This is a genomic window from Lentilactobacillus diolivorans DSM 14421 (assembly GCF_001434255.1).
In the GTDB taxonomy this organism is placed as follows: Bacteria; Bacillota; Bacilli; order Lactobacillales; family Lactobacillaceae; genus Lentilactobacillus; species Lentilactobacillus diolivorans.
Window position 1 is genome coordinate 102,859 of record NZ_AZEY01000020.1, and the last position, 13,962, is coordinate 116,820.

At 39.0% G+C, this 13,962-nt stretch carries 16 protein-coding genes; all 16 read right to left on the reverse strand.

Going from position 1 to position 13,962, the window contains the following annotated elements; all coding sequences use genetic code 11:
• Positions 1–58 precede the first annotated feature (58 nt).
• The 16 genes from FC85_RS01850 to FC85_RS01925 all read right to left on the reverse strand — a co-directional run bounded on the left by FC85_RS01850 (position 59) and on the right by FC85_RS01925 (position 13,941).
• A complete protein-coding gene (locus FC85_RS01850; protein WP_057863869.1) occupies positions 59–829 on the reverse strand; it encodes a hypothetical protein in 771 nt (256 codons plus the stop codon).
• Complete coding sequence (locus tag FC85_RS01855; protein WP_057863870.1) at positions 819–1,697, reverse strand: ATP-binding cassette domain-containing protein; 879 nt, start codon at positions 1,695–1,697, stop codon at positions 819–821. Before FC85_RS01855 ends, FC85_RS01850 begins: the two co-directional genes overlap by 11 nt.
• On the reverse strand, positions 1,694–2,062 hold the full coding sequence (locus FC85_RS01860) for a GntR family transcriptional regulator (RefSeq protein WP_057863871.1): 369 nt from the start codon (positions 2,060–2,062) through the stop codon (positions 1,694–1,696). Before FC85_RS01860 ends, FC85_RS01855 begins: the two co-directional genes overlap by 4 nt.
• A 27-nt stretch (positions 2,063–2,089) precedes the next feature.
• Entirely contained in the window at positions 2,090–3,907 is a 1,818-nt protein-coding gene (locus tag FC85_RS01865; protein WP_057863872.1) for an FtsX-like permease family protein, read from the reverse strand.
• Positions 3,908–3,922: 15 nt separating this feature from the next.
• Positions 3,923–4,675 carry an ABC transporter ATP-binding protein gene (locus FC85_RS01870; RefSeq protein WP_057863873.1) on the reverse strand — a complete coding sequence of 251 codons (753 nt, stop codon included), beginning with the start codon at positions 4,673–4,675 and terminating at the stop codon, positions 3,923–3,925.
• A 211-nt stretch (positions 4,676–4,886) separates the two neighbouring features.
• Positions 4,887–5,759 (reverse strand): SPFH domain-containing protein, encoded by an 873-nt coding sequence (locus FC85_RS01875; protein ID WP_057863874.1) that lies wholly within the window; start codon positions 5,757–5,759, stop codon positions 4,887–4,889.
• 206 nt (positions 5,760–5,965) lie between these two features.
• Positions 5,966–6,259, reverse strand: a complete 294-nt coding sequence (locus FC85_RS01880; RefSeq protein ID WP_057863875.1) for a glycine cleavage system H family protein — start codon at positions 6,257–6,259, stop codon at positions 5,966–5,968.
• A gap of 14 nt (positions 6,260–6,273) precedes the next feature.
• Positions 6,274–7,476 (reverse strand): FtsW/RodA/SpoVE family cell cycle protein, encoded by a 1,203-nt coding sequence (locus FC85_RS01885; RefSeq protein WP_057863876.1) that lies wholly within the window; start codon positions 7,474–7,476, stop codon positions 6,274–6,276.
• A gap of 29 nt (positions 7,477–7,505) precedes the next feature.
• Complete coding sequence (locus FC85_RS01890) at positions 7,506–7,730, reverse strand: DUF2969 domain-containing protein (RefSeq protein ID WP_057863877.1); 225 nt, start codon at positions 7,728–7,730, stop codon at positions 7,506–7,508.
• The gene (gene yidD, locus FC85_RS01895; RefSeq protein WP_083484857.1) at positions 7,723–8,028 is read right to left on the reverse strand and encodes a membrane protein insertion efficiency factor YidD; all 306 of its coding nucleotides are present in this window, start codon (positions 8,026–8,028) and stop codon (positions 7,723–7,725) included. Before yidD ends, FC85_RS01890 begins: the two co-directional genes overlap by 8 nt.
• 20 nt (positions 8,029–8,048) lie before the next feature.
• Positions 8,049–9,056: a rod shape-determining protein gene (gene mreB, locus FC85_RS01900; RefSeq protein ID WP_057863879.1), complete on the reverse strand. Its 1,008-nt coding sequence runs from the start codon at positions 9,054–9,056 to the stop codon at positions 8,049–8,051.
• Positions 9,057–9,326: 270 nt separating this feature from the next.
• A complete protein-coding gene (gene murA / locus FC85_RS01905) occupies positions 9,327–10,637 on the reverse strand; it encodes a UDP-N-acetylglucosamine 1-carboxyvinyltransferase (protein ID WP_057863880.1) in 1,311 nt (436 codons plus the stop codon).
• 18 nt (positions 10,638–10,655) lie between these two features.
• Positions 10,656–10,886: a DUF1146 family protein gene (locus FC85_RS01910; protein ID WP_057863881.1), complete on the reverse strand. Its 231-nt coding sequence runs from the start codon at positions 10,884–10,886 to the stop codon at positions 10,656–10,658.
• 234 nt (positions 10,887–11,120) lie between these two features.
• The gene (locus FC85_RS01915; protein WP_057863882.1) at positions 11,121–11,540 is read right to left on the reverse strand and encodes a F0F1 ATP synthase subunit epsilon; all 420 of its coding nucleotides are present in this window, start codon (positions 11,538–11,540) and stop codon (positions 11,121–11,123) included.
• A gap of 13 nt (positions 11,541–11,553) precedes the next feature.
• On the reverse strand, positions 11,554–12,996 hold the full coding sequence (gene atpD / locus FC85_RS01920; RefSeq protein WP_057863883.1) for a F0F1 ATP synthase subunit beta: 1,443 nt from the start codon (positions 12,994–12,996) through the stop codon (positions 11,554–11,556).
• 30 nt (positions 12,997–13,026) lie between these two features.
• Positions 13,027–13,941 (reverse strand): F0F1 ATP synthase subunit gamma, encoded by a 915-nt coding sequence (locus FC85_RS01925; protein WP_057863884.1) that lies wholly within the window; start codon positions 13,939–13,941, stop codon positions 13,027–13,029.
• Between the last annotated feature and the right edge of the window lie 21 nt (positions 13,942–13,962).

Below are 13,962 nucleotides of genomic sequence, written 5' to 3' on the forward strand. Positions count from 1 at the left end.
AAAGTGCATCCCACTAATAATATTGGGGACACACTCCTTGTAAAGATAATCTGTTGTATTACGCTTTTTTCAACTGCTTTTTGGCAAATAAATACCGAATAATGACAATCATGATGGCACTAAGAACCAGTAGAAATCCCATCATTGGAAATGGATTGAGGACATCATTGCCATTTTCGCCAATAATAAATTTAGCAAAGTTGACGACCCAACTCATTTGATAATGAGCGTTGTTGGTTGCATTGGCAACATAAGCCATCGTGACAACACCAACGACAGGCGTCGCAATTAAAATAATTCTTTGGGTCAGCTTCGAAAAGAGTGTCATAAAACTCCCGACAGTCATTCCTGCCAACGCGCCAAAAACTAATAGTAACGCGCTAAAGATAAAGTTAAACGTCACACTAACAAACGGATTATCAAAAAAATCTGCATAAAGTGACATGAACGTGTTAAAAGTACTTGCGTGTGTGAGCGGCACTACGATTAGATAATCATAAAACAAGTTAATCGTATTTCCAATTAAAATAAGAATGCCGTATACCGTTAATTGTGCTTCGAAAAAAGTTTTCCTAGAAATACCATTTTGAATAAGAAACTTAAAATTCTCATAGGATAGCGTTGAAATTGCGATCATAAAAATACCGAATAACGCTGCAATATGAGCGCCCTTTAACAGGCCAACAAATGAATAGTCACTTAATGTTCCAGAAATAACCGACAAAAGCAATGGCAGGAGAAATATTATTGCAAAAGCGAACAAATATAATTCTCCCAGTAACACGATTTGCTTCTTAAATAAGTACTTCGTCACTTGATTAGTTTTCACTATGCATGCTCCCTTCATACTTATTTGTCAGGAAAATGAATAACTTCTGTAAGTCGAAATTAGATAGTTGAACGGTATCTGGTAAAGGTCGATCATCTAAATCACCATAAACATAATTAGCTTTAATGGTTCCCATTGTATCATGACCAATGACATTCAATCCCTTGGTGTATCGTTCAACATCTTTGGCCGGGCCGACAACGGAGTGAGTCTTCGCAAGCACATCTTCAACGGGTTGATCCAACATGATCCTGCCTTGGTCAAGAACAATGACGTCACTAATAATATTAGCTACTTCCTCAATCAAATGTGTTGAAATAATAAACGTTCGTGGATTGTCAGAATATGACTGAATAAGCTCAGAATAAAAGAGCTCACGATGATTGGCATCCAAGCCTAAGACAGGTTCGTCAAGTAACACAAATTTAACTGGGACGCAGAGCGCTAAAATGAGCTTAAAAATTGAATTATAACCAGTCGATAATTTACCAAATTTCTGATTAATATCAATCCCGAATTCATCAATCAGGCGGGCTGCAAACGAATGATCAAAATCACCGTACATTAATTCGGTATCACTAATAATCTGTTTTAGTGTCGTACCATTTGAATATAAATTAACCTCGCTCATTAAATACATTAGGCCTAATTTTGTATCGTTATCGTTGATGTTTTCCGAATCAAGTTTTACATCACCAGCGTCTGGAAAGATTCGATTAGTCATAATATTCAGTAATGTACTTTTGCCAGCACCATTTCTTCCTAGTAGTCCATATATTTTATTTTCCTCAAATGCTAAATTAATATCTTGAAGAATCGTATTTGAACCAAATGACTTTGATACATGATTGACTTCCAACACACTCATTGATCGTAACCTCGCTTTACTAACGCTAATAAGTCATCTTCTGAAATATTTAAGTTCCGTGCTTCCTTAACTAAGTTAACCACAAATTCTTCATAAAAGCTGTCTCGCTTAGCGGCTAAAATTCTGCCTTGAGCACCACTAGTCACAAACATTCCCAATCCACGACGCTTCTCGATTAATTGTTTAGATACCGCAATATTCATTCCCTTCAAAACGGTTGCCGGGTTGATATGAAACTCCTTGGAAACCTCAGTTGTTGAAGGGATTTGTTGGCCTTCCTCAAACCCGCCAGAAGCAATTGCGTCCTCAATTTGTTCAGCGACTTGGCGGTAAATCGGCTCAGCACTATTAAATTCAAATTGCATTCGACACCATCCCACCACTTTATTTTTTTACTTTTCGACTTTCGTCCGTGGCACAACAATTCTTGAATAAATCAGGACTGTTAAACCATAATAAATTAAATATAACACAACAAAGGCAATTGCAGACCAACTAAATATTTGATAAGAACCATATAACATATTTGATTGTTCAAACATTTGGAGACCGAAAGCAACATCAATCAAGCCAAGAATTGCCGGAAGTCCAAATAGGCCAAAGACTTGAATCATAATCGAGTGCCTCAAAGCTGATTTTTTAGTCCCAATTTTATTCAACATTTCAAAACGCCGCTTATCAGTTGTCGTGCCACTCAGAATCTTAAACATCAGGCAACTCGCCAGCATCGCCAAGAATGCAATTCCAAGAAAAATCCCCATAAATTGAACACTGGCAAAGATTCCCTTAACCTGTTGATAGATGCTGAACGAACCAGGTAACATCTCAATATATTTAGAGCTGGTTCTTTGACTCTCGAGATTAAAAATTTTCGTTAATTGTTTACTCTGCGAATTCATATCCGTTACAGCAACAACCAGCAATTGTTTAGGCTGTGCCTGTATATGATTAAAGTTGTCATCAGAAACGGCTTTTAACTGAAAAGACTGAAACTGAGGTGCCTGCAATCTTTGAGCGCTTAGATATTCTTCAGATTGTGGGTCTCTCAGTTCATTAAGGCCAATTGACTTAACCGCAGCTTTTGCAACGTCATTGCTTTTAAAATAGGCATATTTTAACGGCTGTGCTTTAAGTTGCTGTTGCCGGTAATAAACGGTTTTCCCGACAACCTTTTGTTGATAAGTGGTTTGGGTTGCGTGATCCAAATTGTTGATCATTGACCTCATTTTATGAGTTGGATTTGTCAAAGCTAACGCATATGGGCTATTCCCAGCCGCTAATTTAGGAGCCATTTGTTGGAATCCAATCCCCACCGTGATTGCACCCAATGCAAGTGCAAACAATAATGATACTACCGAAAGGATTTTGGTATAATCCTTAATTCGAAATTTCAACTGCGCAATTGTAAAACTGTTAAGTCCTTTTTTACCAATTGATGACCGTTGAAGTATTGTTAGTAACATAATAAAAAATGAGTTGAATACAAAATAGGTTCCCAGTACAATTGTCACCAGCCCAATTGGAATTGACATAATTTTTAGCTCTTCAATATCATACATCGCGTAGTAACCACCGGCTAATAATGCCACCCCAAGAAGTGCTTCGATCGCCAAAATTGACTTTTTAGCGGGCTTCCAATCACTTTGCTGTTGCGATTTTAGCAATTGAAGTGCCGACGTCCGGAAAAAAGTAATTGCATTCAACGAACCGGCAATCAAAAACAGAATGATGAAAAGGATAAAGGTTGCCCGAATGGCAGGAACATAAAGGGCGTGAAAATGCGTTAGTGTAATATCCAACTGGCTGACAAGCAAACCGCTGATTCCCTTTGTCAATCCCCAGCCTAAAATAATCCCAATGACGGTTGAACCGACCCCAATTATTAGTGTTTCTGTCATAATTAAACGGCTAATCACCGAAGGCTTAGCACCTAACATCATAAATAAGCCATAATCATGTTTCCGCATACTCATCAAAAAATTGTTGGCATAAAAAATATAGACAATTGTGATGAGTGACAACAGCACAGATCCAAAGATGAACACAAATTTTGCATTTTGACCAACTCGACTCGCAGTGGTAAACGCATTATTTGTTGAGACAGCTTCAAACATGTAAAAAATTGCCGTGGTCATTAGCATACCGGAAAATAGAACCAAATAATCTTTCCAACGCGCCTTAAGACCAGCAAGTGAAATTTTAAACTTCATTTTATCTCTCCTTTCTTATTGCTCAAATGTGCCCAATTTATTTAAAATTTCTTGGTAAAATTCATTTCGACTTTTGCCCTGAGCCGAAAGTTCGTCACCAATTTTGCCATCTTTAATGAACATGATTCTTTGGCAAAAACTGGCAGAAAACGGATCATGAGTAACTAATAAAATCGACACCCCTTTTTTGTTAATCGAAGTCATCGTATCCAGTAATTCACGAGCATTCTTGGAATCAAGGGCCCCGGTCGGTTCATCGCCAAAAATAATTGATGGATTTGAAACCAGAGCCCGCGCAGCAGCAACCCGTTGCTTTTGACCACCCGAAAGCTGATTCGGATATTTAGACAATAATTCGTCTATCCCAAGCTGTTTGGCAACTTTATCAACAGCTGGTTGAATTTGAGAAGTCTTAACGTTTTGCAAAGATAATGGCAGTGCAATGTTTTCACTGGTCGTCAGGGTTTCAAGTAAATTAAAATCTTGAAAAATAAAGCCTAAATGACGAGATCGAAAATCCGCCATTTGATTAGATGTTAAATGGGTGACATCTTCACCGCTAATCTGGACCGTGCCACTAGTTGGCTGGTCAAGTGTTGCCATAATGTTTAACAGAGTTGTCTTACCAGAGCCTGAGGCACCCATAATGCCGACAAATTCTCCTTGCTTAACTGTAAAACTGATCCCTTTTAAGGCTTCATAAGGTTTAGCCCCGTTTTTGTCATAAATTTTGTGCAAATTGGTTGTTTTAACAATTTCGTTTGTCATAATTTCCTCCATTGGTTAATTACTTATGTAAGTAACTATATATGTAACAAATAAAAATGTCAATAAAAAATGGTTTTGAATTAACAATCAGAATCGTTAATTCAAAACCATTTCATTTGAGTTCCCTAAGGTATTGTTAAAAATGAGTTAGTGAGACCAACCAATTATCAGCTTAAATGCACAGTGGGTATGCTGATCCAGCAATCGTTCGTCACGACTCTATCTTGTCGGTATTGATCACGTTTTGTGTCCCACGTTCTGTAATAATGGAGACTAGAACGTTATTGATCATCTGAATCTTTTGCTGATCCGGAATTTCAATGCTGATCTCCTTTTGAAGTTTTTTAACAGCTTCTTCGGAAATTTCAACAGCACCTTGAACAATGATCTGTCGTGCGGATAAAATTGCGGTTGCTTGCTGTCTTTGTAACATAGCACTAGCAATTTCAGTAGCATATGCCAAGTGAGTCAATCTTGTTTCCATAATGTCCAAGCCAGCAACATCAAGCCGTTCCTGCAACTCCTTTTTTAATGCCTCTGAAACCTCAGTTGAATTTCCTCGCAGCGTTAAAATATCTGTCGCCTCATCAAAACTATCATAAGGATATTGACTGGCAATATGCCGAATCGCCGATTCACTTTGAATTTCGACAAATTGTTCATAATCCTCAACACTAAAAATTGCTTTAGCAGAATCAACAACTTTATAGACGATAACGGCAGCAATTTCAACAGGGTTCCCTTTCGAATCATTAACCTTGATAATCGAGCTGTTAAAGTTGCGAACCCGCAATGAAATCGTTTGTTTGCTTGTTAATGGAACTGTCATAAATAAACCAGAGGTTCGAATGGTTCCGATGTATCGACCGAAAAATGTTAACACCTTCGCCTCATTTGGTTGAATAATTGTCAGAGAACTGGCAAACAATAGATCTAAAATCACGATGACTGCACCGAGGATAATCATTCCCATCGCATTTTCTTGACTCCCTTGCCATAGCAAGTAGGCACCACCAATAATAATGATTAAAACACCAATTAAACCAGCGTAGCCGTTAACATGAAATACACTTTTTTCTTTCAAAATAACGCCCCCCATATTTATTAGATTGCAATTACTTACAAACCAAGTATATAGCGCACATTGATTAATTGAAACTGTTTACTCCGGAACATTAAGTATCCACATTTCATTCAACTCGCTGTTAATCTCTGAAAATAGCTCCAAATTAAAAAAGATCATGGACAACAACTCGCTTGCCCCATGATCTTTTTTAGTTAGTTCAAAAACTACTTTTGAATTTTAGCAATCCATGATGTTGTTTTATCGGCCCCGTTTAAAACTGAAGGATCATCCTCAGCCTTTTTGTTCACGTCAATAATCTTACCAGCGACTGGACTTGGAATATCTGAAACGGCCTTATCTGCTTCAACATTAAGTAATGAATCAGTTGTTGATAATTGTGTCCCAACTTTAGGGATCGAAACAAACGTAATATTTCCTAATTCATTTCGACCGTCCTCAGTTAATCCAACTGTTACAACACCATTATCTTCATCTGTCCAATAATACTTTTTGTCCATTATAATCCACCCTTTTATGAGAATTCTTTATCTTCTCCGAACATATAACTCTTATTATGGTACTGCATTGACATAATCAGCCCAATTCCAATCATATTTCCAATCAGTGCTGAACCTCCGGCACTGACAAATGGAAGTGGGATTCCGGTTAATGGTAACAATCCAATACTCATCCCGACATTTTCAAAGACGTGAAATAAGATCATCATAATAACTCCGGACGAGATATAAGCGTAAAACACATTCCTAGTATCAAATGTAACCTTTATCATTTGATAAATCAATAAGAAATACAAGAGAATCAAAATACAACTTCCAAAAAAGCCAAAATTTTCTCCAATGACTGAAAAAATCATATCAGATTCTCGAACAGGCACATACACGTGAGACTGATTAAATCCAGTTCCAAAAATACCACCAGACCCAATTGCCTTCATACTTTGCCAAAGTTGATAACCTTGGTTACTAGTATCAGATGCCGGATGAAGCCAAGTATCAACTCGGGCAAATTGATAAGCTTGGAAACCGACTTTTTCCAAAATCCGTCTACCAGATTCCGGGATAACTAATGCTAAAGCCGTTCCTGCAACTCCGAAAATAATTGTGACCGATGGCAAAATGATCTTCCAAGTAATCCCGGAAACAATAATCATGCCACCTAAAATGGCAAAGAAAACCAGCATCGTTCCAAAATCATTTTGCAATTTAAGTAAAACGGCAATTGGAATTGTCCAAAGCAACATCTTACCTAATAACAGCCAATCACTTTGGGCGCTGCGAATCGGATGATCGTCGTTATGCTGAACAATCACTCTTGCCATCATTAAAATGTACGCCGGTTTCATAACCTCGGACGGCTGAAATGTTAAACCAAATAGTGAAAACCAACTTTTTGCACCAGTATTCAAAAAATAAACTCGACTGTATAATACCAAGACACTTGCCAGTAATAATATGCCAGCCCAGTAGACGATTGGTGCAACTTTCCATAATTGTTCTGAGTCAAATTGCATGATAATGACCACCGCAATAATTCCGATGACATACCAAACCAACTGAGAAACCACTTGTTTAAGGACGCTTGTGGCACTTGAATCATGACTGGCCGCAACGTAAATTGAAGCCAACCCAATTAATGCAAGCATCAGAACGCAGAAAATGATTCCCCAGTCAATTCGAGAATCACTATCCTTTGTGTTCTTTCGACTGGTATCCAAAAATAAACCTCCTCATGATGAGTCTGTGATTAATGATGAAGGTGGAAATCTTTAATTAACAGTGTAACTCCTTCATCAAAAGTCTTGACATGAAATTCTTCTTGGTGGGTATTGGTTGCTTGAAACTTATTGGTCTCAACTTGTTTAATTGTCCCAATCAGCTTCTTACCAATAAACAGCTCGGAAATTGCCTCACCATTTGCATCGGTATTATCCTTTATTTCAACATTAATACTCTTATTAGCCTTACTCATTCATTCTACCCTTCTTGTCCAAACTCTTCAGGTGCATTGATTTACGGTACTCATCACGAGCAGCCTTATTTCTAAAAATCGTAAAATGATCTGGAACTGGATCATAGCCACCCTTTACAAATGGATGGCACCTCAATATGCGAGCAATCCCCATAATCGAACCCTTAATGGCGCCATGCTTTTTAAGTGCCGTTACCATATAACTACTACAAGTTGGATAATAACGGCATCTAGACGGAAATAAAGGCGAAATAAAGCGTTGATAGCCATGAACAATACTAATTAGAATTTTTTTCAATGTTTCACCTATAAATCAGACTATTTTTCGCGACTCTTTAGCTTGGGATTTTTGATATAGTGTTCCAATAAAATACCAGCACCTTTAGCAACATTATCCAAGGGGCTCTCTGAAATAATTACTGGTACCGTTAATGCATCTGCAATCACTTGATCAATATTTTTTAATAGTGCACCGCCACCAGTCAGCATAATACCACGATCAACGATGTCAGAAGCAAGTTCAGGCGGAATAACTTCTAAGACCTCCTTGGCACCGTCAATGATCAATTGAACCGTATCACTGATAGCTTCAGCAATCCCATTACTATCAATTGTGATCGCACGTGGCATCCCAGAAACGGCATCCCGACCACGGACTTCCATTTGTTTAACATCATCTTTGTCAGCTTTGGCAGTCCCAATCTCAATCTTAATTTTTTCAGCAGTATGTTCACCTATGATCAAACCATGCTTTTGTTTAATGTAATTGACAATCTCAGTGTTCATCTTATCCCCGGCAATTCGAATTGACTTGCTGGCAACGATATCGCCTAATGAAATAACTGCAATATCACTGGTACCACCACCCATATCGATCACCATATTACCGCGTGGTTGAAAAATATCCATTCCAGCACCAACAGCGGCAACTTTGGGTTCTTCTTCCAAGTAAACTTGGCCGCCACCAGCCTTCTCAGCAGCTTGGATAATTGCATTTCTTTCAATTTCAGTTACATTAGTCGGTGCACAGATCATGATCTTTGGCTTGGACATGAACCCTTTAACATCTAGCTTATTAATAAAATAAGTTAACATTTCTTCGGTAATATCGAAGTCTGAAATAACACCATCCTTTAATGGTCGAATTGCACGAATGTTACTTGGCGTTCGACCCACCATCCGGTAAGCTTCTGAACCAACAGCCAATACTTTACCTGTTCGAGTATCAACAGCGACAACTGATGGTTCATTTAATACTATTCCCTTTCCAGCAACGTAAATTAATACGTTGGCAGTTCCTAAATCGATTCCAATGTCTTTTGCCATCTGTGAACTTCCTCCTGAAAAAACTTTAATCTCAAAAATTTATTATACCACATAAAATTGATGTTTCTAACAAGCGATAATCCTTGTCGAAATAAGGGATCCTGAACAACTTCGTCTCATATAACAGCATACATAATTTAATAATTCTTAATATCCATAGACCGGCTACCATAAGATAATTGGACAAATCCAATTGTCAGATATTTATAATTATCGAAAAGAAGAGGCTGTAACAAAATGAATCTTTGTCCCAGCCTCAACGTAAACTTATTAATGATTTTTAAGTGATTGATTCAATACAATCGAGTCATCCTCATCAACATCAACTCGTTTAATTTGGGCTCCCAGACTAGCTAGTTTTTTGTGAAAGTCATGATAACCCCGATCTAAATACTGCAAATTTCGGACCTGAGTATACCCCTTCGCAACTAGACCGGCAATCACAAGTGCAGCTGCAGCCCGTAAATCAGTCGCAGCAACTTCAGCACCATTAAAGTCTGTCGGTCCATCCATAACAACCGTTCGCCCTGAAATTGTGTATTTAGCATTCATACGACGTAATTCTTCCATATGCATGAATCGGTTTTCAAAAACCGTCTCAGTCATGGAACTACTACCATTAGCAGCTAACTGAAGAATCGTCATTTGTGGCTGCATGTCGGTTGGAAAACCTGGATGAGGCATTGTTTTAACATTAGCTGGCTTTAAGTGATCGGTCCCAATTACCCGAATGCCCGCATCACTTTCGACAACCGTCACACCCATTTCACGCATTTTTAAAATCAATGGTTTATTATGCTCTGCAATCGCATCTTCAATTAAAACATCACCATTGGTAACCGCCGCAGCAATCATAAATGTGCCCGCTTCGATCCGATCCTGAACAACAGCGTGATCAGTTCCGTGGAGCATTTCAACACCTTGAATCCGGATCTGCTCTGTTCCTGCGCCAATGACATTGGCACCCATCTTATTCAAAACATTCGCAAGATCAACAATTTCAGGTTCACGAGCTGCATTTTGAATAACAGTTCGACCTTTCGCTAGGGTTGCCGCCATCATGATATTTTGAGTAGCGCCAACACTTGGGAAATCAAGATAAATATCTGCCCCTACAAGTCCATTCGGTGCTGAAGCCTCAACATAACCATCGTGCTGTTCAATTTGGGCTCCGAGAGCTTCAAATCCTTTCAAATGTAAATCAATTGGTCGCGAACCAATCGCACACCCACCTGGTAGTGCAACTTTAGCTTTCCCTAGCCGAGCCAACAAGGGTCCCATTACAACAATCGAAGCTCGCATTTTTGACACATACTCAAAAGGTGCTTCACTTGAAAGTTTTGATGACGCGTCAAACGTAATTTCATTTTTTAATTCGTTGAAATCAACTTTGACATTCAAAAAGTGTAATACTTCATTCATTGTATAAACGTCTGACAATAATGGTACATTTGAAATGGTTGTCTTTCCTTCACTTGCAAGAATAGTTGCAGCCTGGATCGGCAACACAGCATTCTTTGCCCCGTCAATATGTACGCTTCCCTTAAGTGGTTCTCCACCATGTACAATTATTTTTTCCACAAGAACGCCTCCAATTTATTATTTAACCAAATAGATTAATTGCTGAATATTAGTAATGACTGAGAGGAAAAATGAGCTACAGGTGTAACCAATCGTTATGGATAGTAACACGATCAGCATTTTTCCTTGTAAAGCCCTTAAAGGAACATATCGCTCGATGTGGATTTCTTGCACACTCCAAAACGCCATTGCAATAAATAAAAAATATGTACCCAACGTTGCGATTGCCTGAAGGCCAAATATTTTCATTTATCTTTTCCCCCAATTCATTGACAACTATATCATAAAGACGCGAACTTGTCCCAAGTTTTTCGCAGGTTTTCGCGATATCCAGCGTAAATGTGCAAACCAAACCGAACAAATTGTTCTTGAAGCTGAGCATGGATCCAATACTAATTAACAAGGTTGACTATTTTCTTATTCTACACACAAAAAAAGACTGATGCAAAACATACGCTTTGCATCAGTCTTAAAAATTTAAAATTACATTTTTTTTGCGGTATTAATTCGATTAATTGCGCGACGCAAGGCAATTTGTGCACGGTCAAGACTAGCTTGATCATGTTTTTGCCTAGCTTGGGCAATTAGCTTTTCCGCACGTTGACGTGCATTTTGTGCTCTTGCAACATCAATATCGCTTTGATTCTCGGCACTATCGGCAACAATCGTCGCAACGTTATTTGAGAATTCAATGAACCCGCCATTAACGGCGATTTCATCCTCGTTGTCATCATACTTAACTCGCGTTTCGTCAACAGCAAGCGTTGCAATAACCGGCACATGATTTGCCATGATTCCAAGTTGCCCCGACTGGGTTGAAACAACTATCATGTCAGCAGTATGATCGTAAACTTTTCCATCGGGAGTAACGATACTAACGGTAATAACTGAATTATCAGCCAATTAGAATCCCTCCTTAGTTTGCGGCACTCTGCTTTTCATCATCGGTGCCATTTGTTTCTTGATTCATCTTTTTGGCGTTCTCAACAACATCCTCGATAGGACCACAGTTACGGAAAGCATCTTCTGGAATATCGTCATATTTACCTTCAAGAATCTCCTTGAAACCTTTGACAGTGTCCTCAACTGACACATATTTACCGGGCAAACCAGTAAATTGTTCAGCAACTGAGAAACTTTGTGATAGGAAGAATTGAATTCGACGAGCACGATTAACAATCGTCTTCTCCTCATCGGATAATTCATCCATTCCCAAAATAGAAATAATATCTTGAAGTTCACGATACCTTTGAAGGACATGTTGAACTTCCGTAGCAACATCATAATGTTCTTGACCAACAATCGCTGGATCCAAAGCAGATGATGTTGACGCAAGTGGATCAACGGCTGGATAAATCCCTTGTTGTGTTAATGAACGCTCCAAGTTAGTTGTTGCATCCAAATGGGCGAATGTCGTTGCTGGAGCAGGGTCGGTATAATCATCGGCAGGCACATAAACGGCCTGAATCGATGTGATCGCACCCTTCTTAGTGGAAGTAATTCGTTCCTGTAATTGACCCATTTCAGTAGCTAAAGTTGGCTGATAACCAACGGCCGATGGAATTCGGCCAAGCAAGGCAGAAACTTCTGAACCAGCTTGAGTGAATCGGAAGATGTTATCAATAAATAATAGCACATCTTGACCTTCACGATCACGGAAATACTCCGCAATTGTTAAACCGGTTAATGCAACTCGCATTCGGGCACCAGGTGGTTCATTCATCTGACCATAAACCATAGCAGTCTTTGCAAGAACTCCTGAACCTTTCATTTCAAAGTACATATCATTACCTTCACGGGTCCGTTCACCAACACCGGTGAACACTGAAATACCATTATGCCCCTGGGCAATGTTATGAATTAACTCTTGAATTAAAACGGTTTTACCAACCCCGGCACCACCGAACAATCCAACTTTACCACCCCGAATGTATGGTTCCAATAAATCAATCACTTTAATTCCTGTTTCAAGAACTTCAGTTGATGGATTTAATTCATCATACTTCGGAGCATCACGGTGAATTGGCCAACGCTCAGCGTCTGGGCCAAATTCAGGGCCGCCGTCAATTGTATCTCCAAGAACATTAAATACTCGGCCAAGAGTATCTTTACCAACCGGAACACTAATGGATGATTCAGTATTTTCAACTTCCATTCCACGACGTAAACCGTCAGTTCCGTCCATCGCAATGGTCCGAACTACCCCATCACCTAAATCAAGGGCAACTTCAACAACAAGATTTTTCTTGTCGCTAACGTGGATAACCAATGCAGTGTTAATTTCTGGTAACTTATCGTCCAAGGAGAACTCAACATCAACAACTGGTCCAATAACTTGTGTAACTTTACCAGTACTCATGTTAGTTAATTCCTCCATCTAAATTATTATCTACTTACTAAGAGCTTCTTGACCACCGGTAATTTCGGTAATTTCGGTCGTAATCGCTGCTTGTCTAGCCCGGTTATACTGTAGTTCAAGCGAGGAAATCAAATCATCGGCATTATCAGAAGCCGACTTCATTGCGGTTGAACTTGATGCGTGTTCCGACGTTTTAGCATCCAAAATAGCACCATAAACCAAGCTTTGAGCATATTGCGGTAATACGACGTTTAATACTTCTTTTTCTGATGGTTCAACATCATACTCAGCAGTCATCGGTTTGACTTCGATATCTTGACTCGCCTGACCTTGAATTGCTTCATCGTCAACTGGAAGCATTTTTTCAGCCCGGAATCGAGATACCATCCGGTTAACAAAATGTTCATAGCAAACATAGAGTTCGTCAAAATTGCCAGCATCATACATTGATGTAATTGTTTTGACAATCTGATGAACTTCAACGAAAGTTGGTACATCGCTAACGCCACGGTACTCATAAGAAACGTTTTCGCCACGTTTCTTATAAAATTCCGATCCATTACCACCAACAGCTAAAATCTGGTAATCTTTGGATTTACCAGAATGTTGGTTAATAAACTGATTGGTTTCCCGAATAACGTTACTGTTATAACTACCAACCATGCCACGATCAGACGTAATAACCAAATAAGCAGTTCTCTTAGGTTTAGATTGATCATTATCGGCTGAATGACCTGAGGATTTAGTTAACCCATCCAGAATGTGAGTCTGGGCTAAATGTAATACTACAGATTTTACTTGGCTTGCATATTCCGCGTAATTTTTAGTGTGCTTTTGGATTTGATTCAGCTTTGCCTGTGAGACCATTTCCATTGCACTTGTAATTTGGCGCGTCTTCTTTGTAGAAGTAATCCGATGTTTAACATCGTTCAGCGAAGCACCCATGTAATCTCACCCTCCTTAAAA